A 19,550-nucleotide genomic window follows, 5' to 3' on the forward strand; every position below is an offset into this window, starting at 1 on the left:
GTGCTAATTGACTTGCAGAGTTCGAATTGTAATTCATTATGTTGCTATCAAAGTTTCTTTTTAATTCCCTAGAAATAGTAGAAGGAGATCTATTAATTTCTTTAGCGATTTTATTAATTGAATAATTTAAATTAAAATAATGTTCAATTAAAACTCTCTCTTCATAATTAATATGTGTATAATTCATATTGTAACCTCTTTTTTTAAGCAATGCATAAGAGTTATATTGAAGGGAAAAGTATCCCTTCAATTTTATTTTATAAAAAAAATGCAACAACTTTAACAAATTTGTCAAGTGTTGCACTTCATGTTGCAATGTAGCAAATCAAACTATTACTATTTAGTTTGATTTTTTATAATTAAAGATTATAAAGTTGATGTTTTTATTAAGATCCTTAAATTTTTGTTCATATTCCGTCAAATAATTATTTTTAAAATAATCGCAATTATGTAAATCGGTGCAAGTATGTACTATGTTCAATTTTAATTCGTGCATTTCTTCTAATGCAAATTCATATAAACCATCATTATCACTTTTAAAATAAATATTTCCATTTGGGTTTAATACATCCTTATAAATATTTAAGAAATCTCTATAAAGAAGTCTTCTTTTGATATGTCTTTTTTTAGGCCAAGGATCAGAAAATGTAATTCATATATTATCAAATTTACCATCTACATATTCCCTTAAGTTTTTAGCATCGCCAATTATCATTTTAAAATTGTTAAGTTTTAATTCGTTAGCTTTTTTGATGGCTTTTTCAGCTACTGTCGCATATTTTTCTAAACCAATATAAAAATTATTAGGATTAGAAAAAGCCATATCAGTTATCATTCTCCCTTTTCCCATACCAATTTCTAGAATTGAATTTTTTGGTAATGTAAAAGGGAAAGAATCTATATTATATTTGCTATTAATAATATTATTAATAGCATCTTTGTTGAATCTGAGTCGCATAAAATTATTTTATCAAATATAGGCCAATATAATTTATTTAGTTTAAAATAGTTATGTAGATATGTAGAATATCTTGAAATTAAATACAAATAATTAGAATTTATAAAATATATAGGTATTAATAATGAAAGAAAATGAAAGCAAAAAAATAACAAGTTTTGATGATTTACTTCAGGAATATGAAACTAATCACAAAGTAGAAAATAAGAATTCACAATTGCTAAAACCTAAAAAACAACGTCACTTATTTGATATTGGCCAAATTACTAGTATCTTAGCTTTCAAACACGATGGAGAACTGTATAGACAATATGAAGGTGCGAAAATTATTGCAAACTTAGAAGATTTTGTTGTGTTGCTTCTAAATAAAACCAAAGTATCCGAAAAAAATATAACATGAGTAGCAAGCGATCCAATTCTATTTTTCTTTGCTAAAAATAGATTTTATAATGCAACTATTACATTAAATAAAAATAAGCACAATTATATTTATGTTAATTTGTCAAGCCCTTTTTATATTGATAAAGGTGTCTTAAAATACATCGATTATGATATAGATGTTAAAAGTTATATTGATCACGAATTTAATGTGATAGACTGAAACGATTTTAAGCAATCTATTGTCAATTATAAATATCCAATTGAATTAATTTATCGTTTATATGATGAACTTGATTTTTTGTATGGACAATTTAAAGTTCAAGCAGGGATTTTTTCCAAAAAATTAGTAAATGGCTTAGAAAAAATGCTAAAAGAATCAGGCGATATTTAGTCTGATTTTTTTAATTGCAATTTTATTCTTTGACTATATGTTATAATATTTGTATTATTATTAAATAACTATTTATTTTAATAGACATTAATAAAAATTTAAATAAATAAAGGAGATAAAAATGTTAAAAAATAAAATATTAATATTAGCAAGTGCAGTATCAGGATTGTCTATTTTACCAATTACTTTATTTTCAAGTAGTTGCGACAAAACAAGCGAAAAAGATAAAGAATTATTAAAAAGTTTTGATTTTCAACAACAAAAAAACGGAAATTATGTAATTGCTAAATACAAAGGAAATGAAGAAAATGTAAATATTCCTTTTGAATTTAAAGGTAAGAAAGTAGAAGCAATTGGCGCCCAAGCTTTTGCAAATAACACTGTTGTTAAGTCAATTATTTTACCTGAATCAATTAAAGAAATTGGTGCATCAGCATTTCTAAATTCTATTTTAGACAAAATTACTTTAAATGAAGGTCTTGCTACCATTGGTGAATCAGCATTTGAAGGCACAGAAATTGCAGATATAAAACTACCAAATTCATTAGAACAAATTGGAAATAGAGCATTTTTTGGTTGTCGTAAGTTAGAAATAGATTTGAATTTAAATGAAGGTTTAACTACAATAGGAGAAGAAGCATTTTCTAAATCAAATATTAAGTCAATTACTTTACCTAATACTGTTAAAACACTTGGCAAAAAAGCATTTTTGGGATGCGCTAATTTAACCAATGTATCTTTAAATGAAGGTTTAACTACAATAGGAGAAGAAGCCTTTTCTGAATCAAATATTAAGTCAATTACTTTACCTAATACTGTTAAAACACTTGGCAAAAAAGCATTTTTGGGATGCGCTAATTTAACCAATGTATCTTTAAATGAAGGTTTGACTACAATTGACGAAGGTACATTTTTTCAAACAAAAATGCAATCAATTACTATTCCTAGTTCAGTTACAAAAATTGAAAAATCTGCATTTTTAAATTGTTCAGCATTGGAAAATGTAGTGCTTAATGAAGGTTTAACTTCAATAGGTCAAGCAGCATTTGCAAAATCAGCTATTAATACTATTACTATTCCAAGTACAGTAACAGAAATAAATAAATCAGCATTTGCACTTTGCAAAAAATTAACAAGTATTAAATCTAAAGTTAAACAAGCAGATATTAAGTGAGTATGAGCAGAATTAGGTGTTGATGAAACAATAGTTGTTTATGAATAATTTGCTATAGTTTAATTTAAAAATAATCAATCTAAAAGATAGTGGTTAAATCACTATCTTTTTTAATTATTAATTTTCATTTTTTGTCTTACACACATTTTTAGCAGTTTTGGTGTACTACACTTTTTAAATTTTTTACTAGAAAAACAAGAACTATTGATATTGTTTTACATTTATTGAAAATTATTTTAGTGAGAATAAAAAAATATCCCCTGTCGGGATACTTCTTATGAACATATTTCCAAATCTTTATGACTAAATTCAGTAGGTACTTCACGACCAAATTGTTCAATCATAACAAATGCTTTTTGTTCTTTATCATTGTTTTTAATAATAAGGCCTGTTTCATCTTTAAATGGTCCATTAATAATTTTAACTAAGGTTCCCTCTTTAAAGATTGTTTCAATTATTCCATTATTAAAGTCTTCCAATAGCTTTTGTTCTTTCTTAACCATTTGTTCAAAGTCTTTATTACTTATTGGAGTTGGTTTTGCACCTTGACCTGATGATCCTACAAGACCCGTAACATATTGAGTGTTACGGACTAAGTATCAAGCTTCATCAGTCATTACCATTCTAAGGAAAATATATCCTTTATATATATTTACCATTTTAGGCATAACTTCTTCGCCACGTGATTTCTTTTCTAAATCTTTGGTAGTAAGATGTGGCATTTTAAAAATTCTTATATCTTTGAAAAAATCTTCCATTTTTTCAGCTACTATTTTATTTTTAAGTGCATCAATAACATTATCTTCTTTACCAGAGAATGTAGAAATCATATATCATTTAAAATCTTTATCATTTATATCCATAATTATCTCCTAAGATTTAATTCCTAATTTAGTTCATATTGTTGTGAATCCTAATGTAATTAAAAAACAAAAAACAGCCATAACAGCTAGAAATGCAAGTGTAATTCCTAATCATTTAAATACTTTGGTAGCTTTTGGAAAATTAACTCTTTTGACTTCTTTAATAAAATTCTTTATTGTCGAATCTACTAAAGGAGTTTTTTTATTTTCTTTATTGTTATCAGCCATTATTTTTCCTCTTTATGCAAAGTTGATTGATTACATTTTTTACAAAATTTTTTAATTTCTAACCTTTTTGAATTGCTTTTATTAACAGTATAATTTTTACTATCACAAATTTCGCAGGCTAATGATATCTTTTTAGTTTTTAACATATTTTATTATTATATAAAATTTTTAAGTTTTTATTATTAATATATCTTTATAATTATTTTTATATGAATAAAGTAACAATTCTTTTATTAATATTTTTAATATCGTTACTAGTTGGACTAGTACTTTTTATTTATTTAGGTTTTAATAAAATATATCCTAATATTTTTTCAACAAATATTGATGATATGGAAATTGAAATTGGTAAATTTAAAGAAGAAATAAATATTTTTAATCAACAAATTGATCAATATAAAAAATCAAATACAAATTTTAGAAAAGTTGAGAAAGAAGCTTCAATTTTGCAAAATGATTTTTTTACATTGTCGCAAATTTTTGGCGAAAAATCTAATGCACTTTTAATTGAAAATGCTAAACACAAAAAACATAGCATATTTGAAATTAAATGTCTATTTTCTTTATTTAAACAATATAGATTTTGTAAAAAAACTTTTAAAAGTCTAAAACGCATTTTTAATAAATTGGATAAATATATACAAGTTCAGACTTTTTATTCAAATAAAATGTTTAAATTAAAATCAAAATTAAATATTATAAATAAGAACTTATTAAAAAGCAGACAAGATAAAACTTCAGAATTAGACTTCTTTAATAATAAAATTTTGCAAATAGACCAAAATATATATGAAATAAATTCATTTTTTGATAATGATGATTATTTTAAAAAAAGTAAAAAATATAACAAACAAAAGTTAATTGATTATGCTTGACTTTTAATTGAAAAAAATTTAGTTTATTCACATGGTTTTGTATATTTTGATTATATTGATACTCAAATTCCGACTTTACTTAAAAAATTAGTTAAAAAGGAAAGTGATGCAAACTTATCAGAAACAAGTGAAGTTGAAATTAATAGCATAAAAACTCTTGATCAAAATATTTTTAAAACTCTAACTTATTTAAGAAACTCACTTAAACTTCTCGATTTTTCAAATGATGAATTAGATTTTCAAACAGAATTCTTTTCCATATTAGAACAAATTAATATTGAAAATATTAAATTGATAGCTGAAACAAATAGTATAAAACTTTTAAATAGCATTTCAAATGATCTTTCTATAATTAGGAAAAAAATAAGTAACAAATATAAAAACATTAGAATTAATCTAAAAAAATTATTAGAAATAAATCAAATGATTTTTTATTCAAATATAGAAAAAAGTTTAGAAAAAATAGAATCTTTCATTGACAATGATCTAAATAGTTTAAATATAATTAATAAAAAATATAGCGCTATACTTACACCTTTTGGTATTTTATTAGAACTTAAAAGAAATCTTGAAAAAGCTAATGAAATATTAAATTTAGAAGATCAAATTGAAAATAGTATTAACACATATAAAAATGAAAAAAAATTAATTATTGAAGAATTTGAAATTTTACAAGAAAAAATAGTTAATTTCAATATTTTACTCAATACTTATAAAATAGAAGTTAATGAAGAAAAGGATCAAGAATTAATTCAAAGTTTAAATGAATTACATAGTAAAATTGCTTTAAACCTAGCTAATGAAAATTATGACTTATATTTAATTAAAGATGATATGAAAGAACTTAATAAAATATATAAAGAAATATTAAATAAATGAGATGTAGTCATTCAAAGCGCTTATTTGTCTAAAGTTGTAATAAGAAAGATTGGGCCAAATATTATAAATGATGAAAAACTTGAAATACTTTACAATGAAGTATTAAAATTAAATAATCGTAGTAAATATTTAGATGCTATTGAACTAATCAATAGTTATATTAAAAGTACATACAATTAGAAAAGAGAAACATGATTGAATATAATAAAATACTTTTAAGGTATGGAGAACTTACTTTAAAAGGTGATAATAAAAAAGATTTTATTAAAGCTTTAAAACAAAATTTACTTGCTTATTTTTCAAAAGAAGAAATCAAAGTCGAATATGATAGAGCTTTTATAAATTATTCAAAAGAAAATTTAGAAAAGCTTAATTATATATTTGGTCTTTCTTCTTATTCTAATGTAATCGAAACTTCTACTTCTTTAGAAGATATACAAAAAGTTATTAGTAAACTTTTAGATAAAAAAGCATTTAATAGTTTTGCAATTAATTCAAGACGTCATAACAAAAACTACCCAATGACCAGTTTAGAATTAAACATACATTTTGGCAATTTTGTTTCTAAGCTTTTTCCTAAAGCAATTGTTAAATTAGAAAACCCTGACATTTGTATAAATATTGAAATAAGAGATAAGTTTGCATATATATTTATTGACAAAATTGAAGCATTGGGGGGAATGCCTTTAGCAACTGCGGGTTCTTGCTTACATTTAATTAGCGGTGGTTTTGATTCTCCTGTGGCTGCTTATTTGCTACAAAAGAAAGGATTAAAAGTTTCTTTTTTAAATTTTATTACACCGCCACACACTGATTTTAAAACTATAAATAAAATTAAAGACATTGTTAGTCATTTAACTAAATATCAATGTACTTCAACTTTATATCAAATAAATTTTACTAAGATAATGAATTTGCTTAGTTTAACAAGTGAACCAAAATATAGAATAACTTTGATGCGCCGTAGTTTTTTTAGAATTGCTAATGCAATAGCTAAAAAAAATAAAATGCTAGCACTTTCAACCGGTGAAAGTTTAGCTCAAGTAGCAAGCCAAACTGTAGAGTCAATGTCAACCATTTCAAAAGTGACTGATTTGTTAATATATCGTCCCTTACTAACTTACGATAAAAATGAAATAATTAACATAGCTAAGCAAATTAAAACACATGATATTTCTATTCAAAAAGCATGCGAAAGCTGCGAATTATTTGCACCCAAAAACCCAACTACCAAACCTAATTTATTAAAGGTTATTGAGCTAGAAAAAGAACTGGGTGTTCTAGAAGAATTTGAAAAAGAAGCAATAGAAAAAGTAGAAATTATTAAATTTAAAATTTAGTGGTTTTTATTTTTATAGTCATAAAAGGTTTACTATTTAATTTAGCTATTAAAACGATTAATAAAATAAATGCTGGGATGTAGACTAAATTAATTAAATATATGTTGCTAAGTAATGGGCTCATAGTCATTGTTATATTTTTTAATGAATATAAAGAATTAATGATTTCGGGAAAGAATATTGAACTTAATAAAATGATAATGTAATTTATAAGCCTATCATGAACAATTTGGTAAAGTAATATTCCAAGTATAAGCGAAATTAAATATATTATTATAAGAATAAAAAAGAATAGTATTCCTTTTCTTACATTATTTGTTATTTTAATAAATAACAAATTTAATCCAAATCAGTAAATTAATCTAAATATATAAACATACAAAAATTCAAAAGCTTTTGTATAATGTAAATAAACTAACTTTTTTTGTTGAATTCTTTGATTAATTATTTCAAAGTAATTTTGTTTATTAAATATTATGATTATATTAATTACAAAAGTTAAAAGTAATGATACTAACGAATATAAAAAAATGTTTAAATATAATTTGTTCATTTGCTTATTGTCTAATTGTATGTTTCTTTTCGCATAATATATTTTTACTAAAAAGAAATTTAAAAATAAACATAGCATCAATAATAATAAAAGTAATTGAGTAATATATGAAGGAGCAATTAAAAATATTTGATTTATAGTTGAAAAAAAATAACTGTCATTAATATTTTTATCGGCTTTTAAAAACATGGTCATTGCAATTAAATACACTTGAAACAAAAAAAGTAGTATTCAATATGGCAAAAATAAAATGTTTTGTTTTTTAATTTTCATTTAACAACCTTCTTATTTTTTTAGTGTAGTTGATGTATTTAAACAAGGTACAACAGTTAATAAACTAAATATAAACAAATTAGTTTCTTCATTTTTTAACTATTAAATATTATAAAACTTAAAATGTATGATAACCTAAATTAACATTTAATTTTAAGATAACTTAATTTTTAGTGAACTTGCTTAAAACATTTTATAATCTTAATTTTTATAAAAACAAAAAATAGATATAATAATAAATATGAAATTAATTAATGGACATTTAAATACAGTTTACTCATTTTTCAATAGCACAATTTCTATTGATGATCTTTTTAAGACCCTAGAAAAAAATCAAATTTCCTATTTTTCTGTAACGGAAATTAATAACTTTTTTAGCTATGGTCCCATTTTAGCCAAAACTTTTAATACTAATTTTAAGCCAATCTTTGGTTTAGAATTAGATGCAAAAATTGCAGATAAAAAATATAGATATATTTTATACCCCAAATCAAAAGAAGGGCTTAAATCATTGTTTTTGCTATCAAATTTGGCAATCAATAATAGTGATATAACATTAGCTGATCTTTTATTAATAAAAGATATTGCTATTGTTGAACATCCACTTCTTGGTTTTTATGCATTAACTAAACAAAAAAATTTCTTTAGTAATTACTTTTATTCATTCCAATTTTTTGATTTAGAGGCTAACGAAGATTTTATTACTGAAAACTTAAATAAGACATTAATTATTAATTGCAATCAAATTTTAGACATTGCTGATAATGCAATTATTGAAGTTTTGCATTCTTTAAATGACGAAAAAAATAATACATATTTATATAATTTAAATTTTGAATTTGAAACTAAAAATAAGTTAGAAGAAAAATTAATTAACCAAACAAACGAATTTTTAAAATCAAGTTATTTTGAAATTAATGAAGTTAAATATGTAATTCCTGAATTTAAAAATTCGGAAAACATGTCTTCATTTGATTATTTAAAATTCTTAATAATGAAGAATATTCCTAAGAAATTTAAGAAAGCAGAATGAACCAATGAATATATTGAAAGACTAAATTTTGAGTTTGATATTATTCAAAAATTAAAATTTGAAAATTATTTTTTAATAATTCAAGATTGAGTTAACTGAGCAAAAAATAATAATATTGCAATAGGGCCAGGTAGAGGATCAGCAGCTGGTTCATTAATTTGTTATTTATTAAATATAACCGAAATAGATCCGCTTAAGTATGATTTAATCTTTGAAAGATTTTTGAATCCAAGTAGAGTTTCAATGCCTGATATAGATATTGATGTTCAAGATGATAGACGTCAAGAAATTTTAGATTACATACAGCAAAAGTATGGCAAGGAATATGTAGCCAATATAGTTACATTTTCTACACTTGGTAAGAAATCTGCAATAAGAGATGTTTTAAGAATTCACAATGTTAATTCATCTACTATTAATAATATTTCCAAAGCTATTTCAATGTCTGAACTTTCTTTGCAAGAAGAATATGAACATAATAAAATTTTTAGAAATGCCATTGATGTTTTAGATAATCTTGAGCCTTATTTAGCTATGAAAGTAGTTTCTGAAACTACTAAACTTGAAGGCCTTTATCGCCAAACTGGAACGCATGCAGCCGGAATAATTATTGGCCCTGAAAAGCTTAATACGTTAATTCCAACTTATGATTTGTCCGGATATCAACAATCGCAGATTAGTATGGAATATCTTGAAAAATTTGGGTTAATTAAAATGGATATCCTTGGCCTTAAGACTTTAACGACTATTAAACAAATAGTTAATGAAATTAATGAACGTGGAAACAAATTTGAACTTAAAGACATAGATTATAATGATAAGAAAACTTTTGATTTAATGTCAAGTGGAAATACTGCAGGTGTTTTTCAACTTGAAGGTTTTGGAATGATAAATGCAATTAAAAAAGTTAAAATTAGCAACTTTGATGATATTGTTGCAATTATTTCTTTATTTAGACCTGGTCCTATGGAAAACTTAGACGTATATGCTAAAAGAAAATTTGGTAAAGAAGAAATGCCAAAAATCCATCCAAAATATGATGAGATATTAAAACCTACTTATGGTGTTATTGTTTATCAAGAACAAATTATGCAAATTGTCCAAGCAATTGCCAATATGTCATTTGCAGAAGCTGACAATATAAGAAGAATCATTTCTAAAAAGAAACATGATGAACTCCCAAAAATTAAAAAGGAATTTTTAGCAAATGCTTTAAGCAATAATGTTTCAAGTACTGATGCTTTAAAAATTTATAATAATATTGAAAAGTTTGCTGATTATGGATTTAATAAATCACATGCAGTTGCTTATGCAACTTTAGCTTACCAACTTGCATATTTAAAAACTCACTATCCTCTTGAATTTTATAATTCTGTAATTTCTTCTGCGCATGGGTCACATACAACAATAAGTAAATATGTAGCAGAAGCTAGATCAAACAATATTGATATTTTATCTCCTGATATAAATATTTCAGATATAAATTCAGTTATTTATAATAATAAAATATATTTACCTTTAATCATGATTAAAGGTTTAGGACCAGAAACCGCAAAAGAAATTATTGAAAATAGAAAAAAATATGGCCCTTATAAAAATTTTGAGCACTTTTATTTAGCTTCAAGTTATATTAATCAATTTGGTAATTCAACACTTTCACTTTTAATCAAAGCTAGTGCTTTAAGACAATTTGGTTATAATCAAGCCACTTTACTAAATGAAATTGAAAATAATAGTGATTTAAAAATACTAGCTAATTTCTTTAAAAATAATCCTAATAAAATTAGTGAAAAAGAAATTTTAAATTATGAGCCAGACAAAATTTTAGAAACAGACTTTTTAGCTCAAACCGATAATGAAGTTGAACTTTTAGGTTCTCCATATAATTTTTCAATAACTTCAAAATATGAAAAAGATGGTATGAGATTAAATGATTTAAGAAATAATGTTGAATATTTAATTTATGTATATTGTAATAAAGTTACAAGAAGAATGACTAAATTTAATAAGCCATATTATTCAATAGATTTTCAAGATTCAAGTAAGAAAATTATAGTTCAAGCATATAATGAACTAAAAGACAAAAATTGAACGGATATGTCAAAATCAATTGTAAAAATTAAATTAATTAAAAAAGAAGATAGATACTTATTATTAGATTGGTGGAAAATATAATGTTGAATAGAATATTAGTAATTGATGGAACTTATTTAGCATATAAATCTTATTATGCTACATTGCATAACCCCGTTGCAGTTTTAAAAAATTCAAAGGGTGAATCAACAAATGAAATAGTTGGTTTTTTTAATGTATTTATTAGCTTAGTTAATAATTTTGTGCCTAGTCATGTTTTTATTGCTTTTGACTCTCAAGTTAAAACTTTTAGACATGAAACCTTGCAAGATTATAAAGCTAATAGAAAAAAAGCTTCTCCAGATTTTTATAAACAATTAAGTTCAATACAAAAATTGCTTAATATGTTAAATATAAAAAACCAATTTGTTAATGGCTTTGAAGCAGATGATATTATTGCAAAAATAGTATCTATGTTTTCATCAGAAGCTGAAATTTTAATATATTCAGGTGATCAAGATTTAAACCAATTAATAAGTGATAATGTTTCTATTATTAAAAAAATAAAATCTGAAACTGTAATTTTAGATAAAACTAATTTTAAAAATTATTATGATTTTAATCCAAATCAAGTTATTGATTACAAAGCAATTGTGGGAGATTCAAGTGATAATTTTAAAGGAGTAGCAGGCTTAGGAACAAAAAGTGCTATTGAATTACTTTCTATATATGGAACTCTTGAAAATATTTATTTTAATTTAGATAAATTAAAACCATCAGTTAAAGAAAAATTAATTGCTAATAAAGAGGAAGCTCTTAGAGATAAATATTTAGCCACTTTGAGAACAGATTTTGACATTTGAGTTCAAGAACTAAAAGAAATAAGTTTAGAGAATTTTAAACTTTCAGAAGAAGCTGAAAAATTTTTAAATGAGCTTGAATTAAAAGTAATTAAAAATAAATTAACCTATTGGACAAAATATTAGTTTACTTACATTACTTAATGTTTATAACATTTTAGAAACAAAAAATATCCCTTTGTGCAAGGGATGTTTTTTAATTTTTTAATGTTAATAACTACATTTATAACTTATGTTTTTAGTATTACTGGCCAAAAAATTAAGGAGTTTGCATTATTACCATTTACAATTATTTCTAAGATATATGCAAATTTTGAAAAGAGGTGTTGGAAATGAACAACGATTTTTATTTACAAACTTTAGACAATATTGATAACAATGACCTTAGAACTTTAAGACTATTTTATGGGCCTATTATTGGTAATAATGCAACTTTGCTTTATCACCATTTAGTTGATAGTTTTAATTTTAATAATGGGTCTATTAATAAGAAATATAGTTTTTCTACTGTATCTAAACTTTTAAGTATAAGTATAGATGAACTTTCTAATGCTAGAGAAAAATTAGAGGCTATTAGTTTAATTAAGTCTTATCTTGATTATGACAATAATATCATTATTGAATTAAAGAAACCTTTAGATGTAAATCATTTAGCTAAAAATGAATTAATTTCTTCTCTTATTATTAATAATATAGGTAGAGAATTATTCGAACAACTTGTTAATAGTAAAGCAAAATATAGTTATAGTAAAAATAACCTTGTTGACATTTCTAAAAAATACTCTGAAATTTATGACGTAAAAAGTGTACTAAATTCTGAAGTACAAAACTTAAATTTTGATTTTAATATAACTAATACACATGATTTATGTTTTAAACTTTCACCTCTTGAATTTATTAAATGCATGACAAAAAGGGAACCTATTACTTCTTATATAGTATTAGTTAATAATCTTAAAAAATCAAATTTTAGTGATAGTGCTATTAATTTAATAATTAATCATTCATTTGCAATTAATGGAAAACTTGTGATTAACTACGTTTTAACAATTGCAAAAAGTTATCGCGAAAAGAATCTTTTTGAGGCACATCAAATTGATACTGATTTAGCTTTTGCATTAGCTTCTAAAAATGCAAATAATAGTTCAAAAGAAGAAATGAATAATTTAAATAATAATTTGGAAACTAATCCTAATAAACTTTTAGAACTTAGTGGCGAATATAGTTGGTAGTAGGTAATTATGGAAGATTTTTTCAAAATTAAAAATATTAATTCGAAACAAAACATTGGCAAAAATTTGAATTTATGGGATGAAAAATTAAAAGAAAAAATTTTAAGTCACCCTAAAATCGTTGCAATTGTTAATAAGTTAAAACTTAGCAAAGAGCAAATTGCTCTTGGTTTTAATTATTTAAGTATGTACTATGATCATTTAATTAAAAATGCAGATCAAGAACCTCAATGAAAATTAAAACTAAATAATTCTAATTTATTAGAAATAGATTTTAGTAATGTAAATGCCTATAAAAAACAAATTGAGTCATATAACTTTTGATTAACTAATATTTCTCCTTTAGATGATGATATTCAAGATTATTTTAATATTCCTGAAATGTCTAAGCCTAGAAGTATTTTAATTGAAGCAAATAAAGCGCTTGGTTTTTTTGATCAAGCATTACAAAATATAATTAAAATTATAACTACTAAGCCTTATGATAAAGGTCTTTTATTAGTTGATGAAAACTATATTAATAGTAGAAAAATAATGAAATATTTATCTTTCTTGTATGGCACAAGTAAGCACAAAACTGTAATTTTCGTAGATATTGATAATTTAATGAATTTTTATTCTTTAAATTTAAAAAATCAAGAAGTTATTGCTGAAGTAAATTCTTTACTTATGGAAGTAGAATATTTATTTGTTAACAAATTAGGAACCGGCACTAAACCTGAATGATTTATTAATATATTAATTGATATTCTAATAAGAAGAGAAACTAATAAACTACCGGTTTTTATTTCTTCACTTGCAGATATTACCGATAAAAATGTTTCAATTGTTTCTAGTTTTGGTAGAGACAAAAATGCAGGATTAATTAAATTAGAAAATTTATTTAGAAATACAATTGCAAGAATAACACATAAATTTATTGCTAAAAAAAGTTAACTTAATTTTATTTAGCAATTACTTTAAAAATATATTATAATTAAATGGCTAAACGTCGTGTTGCTTGCCACCATAGCCAAACGGCCAAGGCATAGGTCTGCAACACCTTGATTACCGGTTCGAATCCGGTTGGTGGCTCCATTTTATGCGCCCATAGCTCAATTGGACAGAGTGCTTGGTTACGGCCCAAGAGGTTGTGGGTTCGACTCCTGCTGGGCGCGCCATATCACGAAAGTGAGCAAAGGATATCCTATATGTGGATATCTTTTTTATTATATTTAGCAATTAATTAAATAAGGTGCTAAAAGAGTGCTAAAATATAATTATTCTTTTATTAAATATAATAGGAGATTAAATGGATAAAAATGATAAAAATTTAAATTTAAGTGCTAAGCAGTCTGAAATATTCAAATTAATAGTTGAAGCTTATATTGAAACTGGTGAGCCAATTGGTTCAAAAAAATTGCTTGAAAAAAACAAATTAGAATGTTCATCAGCTACTATTAGAAATATAATGTCTGAGTTAGAAGATTTTAATTTATTAGAAAAGTTACATACTTCAGGTGGAAGAATACCATCGACCTTTGGCTTAGAATATTATGCAAAGTATTTAGTTTATGATCCAAGCAAATACTTTAACCAAAAGTTAGATGATTTATTAGCTAAAAGAAGAATTAGAGTAGATGCAACAATTGACGAAGCAGCTTCCATAATTTCTAAAATGGCTAACTTTACTGTTGTTGCTACTTCTAATAATGCTAGTGAAACTTTAAAAAGCATTCAACTAACACCTATTAATGATAGTTCAGCTATAGTTGTTATAGTAACAAGCAGTGGTAAAGTTGATAGCAAGATGTTTAACTATAACAAAAAAGAAATTGAACTAAGCGATTTAAAAATTGCAATTAGGTTATTTAAAGAAAGATTAATAGATACACCATTAATTGAATTAAGCGATAAAGCCAAAGCTTTAGCTCCATTATTTGCTAAACAAATAAAAAATTATGAATTAATATTACAAAAATTTATTAAAACAATTTTTGTCTTTGAAGAAAAAACAAATACTAAAGCATATAACAAAAATGCTATTATATTATCTAAAAATATAAACCGTGAAGAGATAGCAAAAGTACTTGAATTAATTGAGGAACAATCAGTTTGAGAAACTATTGAAAACAATGTTGATGAAGATAATAATATTAAATTAGACTTATCTAGACCAAATTTAAGTATAATTAGTAAAAGAATTAACTTTGAAAATAATGAAAACATTAAGGAACTAAGTGTTGTTGGACCTTCCAACATAAATTTTGAAGAAAGTTTTGAAACACTTGATTTATTAGAAAAACTTATTAAGGAGAAAAATAATGAAAATTAAAAAATTTGATTATTTGGAATTTAAGATTTGTGAATTTAAAAAAGGCAAACCTCAAAAAACATTTCCAAAAGAAGAAATTAAAATTTATTTAGGTTTAGATCCATTTGATGAAAGAATTGAAAACTTTTTAATTACACAAGAATTTGAAAAAAATAAAACACTTATTTATACAAATCCTGAAGACAAAAAAAATACTTTTGAAATTACATTATTAAAATATAACAAAACCCCAGAAAGATTTGTTAATTTAATTATTGAAATGAAATTCTTAAATACTCAAATAGAAGCACGTGATCAACAAATTGCAGAATTAAAGTCAGAACTAGAAAAAGAAACAACTGAGTACAAGAAAATGAGCGATGATTTCAAAATTAAACTTGAAGATATGCAAAAGAAAGCGCAAGATGCAATTAATAATCATGTTCAAAGAAATGATGAGCACATGGAAGCACAAATTACTGAAGGAAAGAAATTTGCGCTACAAAAATTTCTTGAAAGAATTATTGTTCCATTAGATAATTTTGAAGATGCTTTAAAATATGCTTCTAAATCAAAAGATGATGCTGTTGCAAATTATGCAAAAGGTTTTGAAATGTTATTTAATCAAATTGATAATATTTTAGAAGATACTGGAATTTCTAAAATAAAACCAAAAATAGGTGACATTTTTGATCCACATATTCATCAAATTTATGAAATTGTTGAAAAGAAAAATGCAACTCCTGATGCTATAACTGAAGTAAAATTAAAAGGTTATAAATTACATGACAGAACTCTTAAACCAGCATTAGTTGTAGTAGCTAGACCAAAGGGATATAAGCCTATTAAGTCTAGTGAGGAACATGCCGAAGAAACAATTAATAGTGTAGTTGAAGAAAATATAGATCTTCCTTCTCCTGATGAAGCAAATTAATTATAGATATTAACCTAGCAATGCTAGGTTTTATTTTTACATAGAAAAAATTTTTATTTTTTTTAGCACTCTTTTGTTTAAAGTGCTAAAATATATGTATTACATTAAAAAATATTTTTATAAAAAAGAAAAATAAATAACAAAATTAAAAAGATATCGGAGGCAAATATGGCTAAAGAAGTTATATTAGGAATTGACCTTGGAACTACTAACTCAGTAGTTGCAGTTATGGAAAATGGTCAACCAAAAATATTAGAAAATCCAAACGGAAAAAGAACTACTCCTTCAGTAGTTGCATTTAAAAATGGTGAAACAATTGTGGGTGAAGTTGCAAAAAGACAAATTGAAACTAATCCTGATTGTGTTGCATCAGTAAAAAGATTAATGGGTTCATCAAAAACAATTCATGTTAATGGAAAAGATTATAAACCAGAAGAAATTAGTGCAATTATTCTTTCTTACTTAAAAGATTATGCTGAAAAGAAAATTGGACAACCAGTTAAGAAAGTTGTTATTACAGTTCCAGCATATTTTGATAATTCACAACGTGAAGCTACTAAAAATGCTGGTATTATTGCTGGACTTGATGTAGTTAGAATTATTAATGAACCTACTGCAGCTGCACTTGCATATGGATTACAAGGAGATAAAAACTTAAACAAAAAAGTTTTAGTATTCGATCTTGGTGGGGGTACATTTGACGTTTCACTTCTAGAAATAGAAACTGGTACATTTGAAGTTTTAGCAACTTCAGGTGATAATAAACTTGGTGGTGATGACTGAGATAATGTAATAGTTGCATGACTTATTAAACAAATTAAAGAAAAATACTCATATGATGTGTCTAAAGACAAAATGGCTTTAGCAAGATTGAAAGAAGAAGCAGAAAGAGCAAAAATTACTTTATCAGAATCTCTTATTGCAAACATTTCTCTTCCATTCTTGGCAATGAGTTCAAATGGTCCTATTAATGTTGAATTAGATTTAAAAAGATCAGAATTCGAACATATGACAGAACATTTATTAGAAAGAATTAAGAAACCTTTACATGATGCTATTGCTTCAGCTAATATTACTGCTGCTGAAATTCATGAAGTTTTAATGGTTGGTGGTTCTACAAGAATGCCTGCTGTTCAAGCATTAGTTCAAAAAACTTTAGGTAAAAAATTAAATAGTAGTATTAACCCTGATGAAGTGGTTGCAGCAGGTGCTGCTATCCAAGGTGGTGTTTTAGCAGGCGATGTACAAGATGTTTTATTACTTGACGTTACTCCTTTAACATTAGGAATTCAAGTTGAAGGTGACATCATGGCACCATTAATACCAAGAAACACAACTATTCCTGTTACTAAATCACAAATTTTCTCAACTGCTACTGATAACCAAACCGCTGTTACTGTTATGGTTGTTCAAGGTGAAAGAAAAATTGCTTCAGCAAATAAAATTTTAGGACAATTTAATTTAGAAAACATTGAACCAGCACCTAGAGGTGTTCCTCAAATTGAAGTAAGTTTCTCAATTGATGTTAATGGTATAACAAAAGTTACTGCAAAAGATACCAAAACTAATAAAGAACAAACTATTACTATTCAAAATACATCTGAACTTTCAAAAGATGAAGTTGAAAAACTTGTTAAAGAAGCCGAAGAAAATAGAGAAAACGATAAGAAAAAAGTTCGTGAAGTTGAAACAATTGTTAAAGCTGAATCACTTGTTTTTGAAATTGAAAAAGCATTATCAAGTACAGAATTTGAAAATACTAGTCAAGCTCAAAAAGATGCAATTACTCAAGAACTTAATGAAATTAAAGAATTAATTGTTTTAAAAGACATTGATGCTCTTGAAGAAAAATTAAAAGACTTTGATAAAAGAATGCAAGATGCTCTTCAAATTCTTAGAAATAGTGAATACGACCCTAACTATAAACCAAAAGAAGAAAAATACGATGAAATCGTAATTAATGATTCAGATAAAGAAGCAGCTAAAAAAGAAATTGATAAAGAAGTTAAGTCTGAATCTGCTTCAAAAACTAAATCTGTAAAAGTTTCTAAACCAAAAGAAGAACCTAAAAAAGAAGAAAAAGCTAAAAAAGAAACTAAATCTTCAAAATCTTCAACTACTAAAAAACCAAACAAAAAATAATAAGTAGATAATAAAAATCACAGTGTTAAAACGCATTGTGATTTTTTATTCTTGAGAATTAATATCTTCTTTAATTTCCTTACTTACTAATATTTCTTTTGTATCTTCTTTAGTAGTAGGTTTAGAATTATTAATTTTTGATATGTCTCAAAGTTCAATTGGATTTATATGCCTAATATTAGATTCTTTAACAATGTAGCTTGGATAATTTTCACCATACATATTTCTTAAATATGTTTCATATTCGTAAATTATTTTTAGAGGTAAATCATTTAAATCTTTTTCCAAAGTTTTAAATGATAAGTTAGGAATTCATTTGCTATATAAAGTTTTGTTAATAATATTTTTGGTTACTATGTATCCTTCAAAGTGCTCATCGTAAATTTCATTATATAAACTTTTAAAAGTTAAAAGACTAAAATGTCTTTTTAAAAGTTTATTGAAAAACAATTTTGTTTTAATACTTAAAATGTTTGTATCTTTGTAAGAAAGAATATTATTAAGAGAACTTAAATAACGATTTTTAAAATTGATAACTTTATGTAATTTATCAATTTTAGTTGGAATTAATAAGTTTATATTAATAAAAGGTTGATCTGAATATATATCAGAATTATTTTCTACAAATTTACATTGTAAAGCCCTATATTCTGAATTATTAATATTATCTAATATATTATTTGAATAATTTGCTTTTAAAGTTTCATATCCATCAAGTGTCATCATAACTGTATGGCAATCTAAATTATTTATAAAATCTTTATTGCTAAATAATAGTAATAAACTTTTTTCATCCATTGAATATCATATATTTAATTCATTACATATATCAACAAATTTTTTAAGTATTTCATTCTTTTTGTCTTGTAAAATCATATTATTAATTATAATAAATAGAAAAATAATTTATAATATAATTTGATTTTTATTTAATTGCCCGGATGGTGAAATTGGCAAACACGCTAGACTAAGGATCTAGTGAGGAGACTCTTGCAGGTTCAAGTCCTGTTTCGGGCACCATATAAAAGAGAATATTTAATTGATATTCTCTTTTTTAATTTGAGTCAA

At 24.4% G+C, this 19,550-nt stretch carries 18 protein-coding genes and 3 tRNA genes; 14 read left to right on the forward strand and 7 right to left on the reverse strand.

Annotated elements, in window-relative coordinates; all coding sequences use genetic code 4:
• A partial coding sequence (locus F795_RS03390) for a helix-turn-helix domain-containing protein (protein WP_040538414.1) occupies positions 1 to 187 on the reverse strand: 187 nt, incomplete at its 3' end.
• 153 nt (positions 188 to 340) lie between these two features.
• Positions 341 to 958 (reverse strand): tRNA (guanosine(46)-N7)-methyltransferase TrmB, encoded by a 618-nt coding sequence (trmB, locus tag F795_RS0101500; protein WP_022935970.1) that lies wholly within the window; start codon positions 956 to 958, stop codon positions 341 to 343.
• A gap of 124 nt (positions 959 to 1,082) precedes the next feature.
• On the opposite strand from trmB, the gene F795_RS06455 reads away from it, so the two are divergent.
• Together F795_RS06455 and F795_RS0101510 are read left to right on the forward strand one after the other, a co-directional pair.
• Complete coding sequence (locus F795_RS06455) at positions 1,083 to 1,730, forward strand: DUF402 domain-containing protein (RefSeq protein WP_022935971.1); 648 nt, start codon at positions 1,083 to 1,085, stop codon at positions 1,728 to 1,730.
• A gap of 121 nt (positions 1,731 to 1,851) precedes the next feature.
• On the forward strand, positions 1,852 to 2,952 hold the full coding sequence (locus F795_RS0101510; RefSeq protein WP_022935972.1) for a leucine-rich repeat domain-containing protein: 1,101 nt from the start codon (positions 1,852 to 1,854) through the stop codon (positions 2,950 to 2,952).
• Between the two features lie 227 nt (positions 2,953 to 3,179).
• On the opposite strand, the gene nusG is transcribed toward F795_RS0101510, so the two are convergent.
• From nusG to rpmG, 3 genes are read right to left on the reverse strand one after another with little or no spacing between them, the layout of a single operon-like run.
• Positions 3,180 to 3,767 (reverse strand): transcription termination/antitermination protein NusG, encoded by a 588-nt coding sequence (nusG, locus tag F795_RS0101515; RefSeq protein WP_022935973.1) that lies wholly within the window; start codon positions 3,765 to 3,767, stop codon positions 3,180 to 3,182.
• Positions 3,768 to 3,776: 9 nt separating this feature from the next.
• On the reverse strand, positions 3,777 to 3,995 hold the full coding sequence (gene secE, locus F795_RS06460) for a preprotein translocase subunit SecE (RefSeq protein WP_022935974.1): 219 nt from the start codon (positions 3,993 to 3,995) through the stop codon (positions 3,777 to 3,779).
• Entirely contained in the window at positions 3,995 to 4,141 is a 147-nt protein-coding gene (rpmG, locus tag F795_RS0101525) for a 50S ribosomal protein L33 (RefSeq protein WP_022935975.1), read from the reverse strand. The genes secE and rpmG overlap by 1 nt, the downstream gene beginning before the upstream one ends.
• A 63-nt stretch (positions 4,142 to 4,204) precedes the next feature.
• On the opposite strand from rpmG, the gene F795_RS06465 reads away from it, so the two are divergent.
• The gene (locus tag F795_RS06465; RefSeq protein WP_022935976.1) at positions 4,205 to 5,929 is read left to right on the forward strand and encodes a hypothetical protein; all 1,725 of its coding nucleotides are present in this window, start codon (positions 4,205 to 4,207) and stop codon (positions 5,927 to 5,929) included.
• An 11-nt stretch (positions 5,930 to 5,940) separates the two neighbouring features.
• A complete protein-coding gene (gene thiI, locus F795_RS0101535; protein ID WP_022935977.1) occupies positions 5,941 to 7,089 on the forward strand; it encodes a tRNA uracil 4-sulfurtransferase ThiI in 1,149 nt (382 codons plus the stop codon).
• On the opposite strand, the gene F795_RS06470 is transcribed toward thiI, so the two are convergent.
• Entirely contained in the window at positions 7,079 to 7,915 is an 837-nt protein-coding gene (locus tag F795_RS06470; protein ID WP_022935978.1) for a hypothetical protein, read from the reverse strand. The genes thiI and F795_RS06470 overlap by 11 nt on opposite strands.
• 241 nt (positions 7,916 to 8,156) lie before the next feature.
• On the opposite strand from F795_RS06470, the gene dnaE reads away from it, so the two are divergent.
• The 9 genes from dnaE to dnaK all read left to right on the forward strand — a co-directional run bounded on the left by dnaE (position 8,157) and on the right by dnaK (position 18,482).
• Positions 8,157 to 11,123, forward strand: coding sequence for a DNA polymerase III subunit alpha (gene dnaE / locus F795_RS0101545; protein ID WP_022935979.1), 2,967 nt, complete (start codon positions 8,157 to 8,159; stop codon positions 11,121 to 11,123).
• A complete protein-coding gene (locus tag F795_RS0101550) occupies positions 11,123 to 12,007 on the forward strand; it encodes a 5'-3' exonuclease (RefSeq protein ID WP_022935980.1) in 885 nt (294 codons plus the stop codon). Before dnaE ends, F795_RS0101550 begins: the two co-directional genes overlap by 1 nt.
• A 206-nt stretch (positions 12,008 to 12,213) precedes the next feature.
• The gene (locus tag F795_RS0101555) at positions 12,214 to 13,113 is read left to right on the forward strand and encodes a DnaD domain protein (RefSeq protein ID WP_022935981.1); all 900 of its coding nucleotides are present in this window, start codon (positions 12,214 to 12,216) and stop codon (positions 13,111 to 13,113) included.
• Positions 13,114 to 13,122: 9 nt separating this feature from the next.
• Positions 13,123 to 14,049 carry a hypothetical protein gene (locus tag F795_RS06475; protein ID WP_022935982.1) on the forward strand — a complete coding sequence of 309 codons (927 nt, stop codon included), beginning with the start codon at positions 13,123 to 13,125 and terminating at the stop codon, positions 14,047 to 14,049.
• 66 nt (positions 14,050 to 14,115) lie between these two features.
• Positions 14,116 to 14,190, forward strand: a tRNA-Cys gene (locus F795_RS0101565).
• 6 nt (positions 14,191 to 14,196) lie between these two features.
• A tRNA-Arg gene (locus F795_RS0101570) sits at positions 14,197 to 14,273 on the forward strand.
• A gap of 131 nt (positions 14,274 to 14,404) precedes the next feature.
• Positions 14,405 to 15,427, forward strand: coding sequence for a heat-inducible transcriptional repressor HrcA (hrcA, locus tag F795_RS0101575; RefSeq protein ID WP_022935983.1), 1,023 nt, complete (start codon positions 14,405 to 14,407; stop codon positions 15,425 to 15,427).
• Positions 15,417 to 16,340: a nucleotide exchange factor GrpE gene (locus F795_RS0101580; protein WP_022935984.1), complete on the forward strand. Its 924-nt coding sequence runs from the start codon at positions 15,417 to 15,419 to the stop codon at positions 16,338 to 16,340. The genes hrcA and F795_RS0101580 overlap by 11 nt, the downstream gene beginning before the upstream one ends.
• 168 nt (positions 16,341 to 16,508) lie before the next feature.
• On the forward strand, positions 16,509 to 18,482 hold the full coding sequence (dnaK, locus tag F795_RS03405; RefSeq protein WP_022935985.1) for a molecular chaperone DnaK: 1,974 nt from the start codon (positions 16,509 to 16,511) through the stop codon (positions 18,480 to 18,482).
• A 45-nt stretch (positions 18,483 to 18,527) separates the two neighbouring features.
• Here dnaK and F795_RS06480 read toward each other — a convergent pair whose 3' ends face one another.
• Complete coding sequence (locus tag F795_RS06480) at positions 18,528 to 19,358, reverse strand: hypothetical protein (RefSeq protein ID WP_022935986.1); 831 nt, start codon at positions 19,356 to 19,358, stop codon at positions 18,528 to 18,530.
• A 59-nt stretch (positions 19,359 to 19,417) separates the two neighbouring features.
• On the opposite strand from F795_RS06480, the gene F795_RS0101595 reads away from it, so the two are divergent.
• Positions 19,418 to 19,502, forward strand: a tRNA-Leu gene (locus F795_RS0101595).
• Positions 19,503 to 19,550: the final 48 nt, after the last annotated feature.

The sequence above is a fragment of the Metamycoplasma orale ATCC 23714 genome, from assembly GCF_000420105.1.
GTDB classification, from domain to species: Bacteria; Bacillota_I; Bacilli_A; order Mycoplasmatales; family Metamycoplasmataceae; genus Metamycoplasma; species Metamycoplasma orale.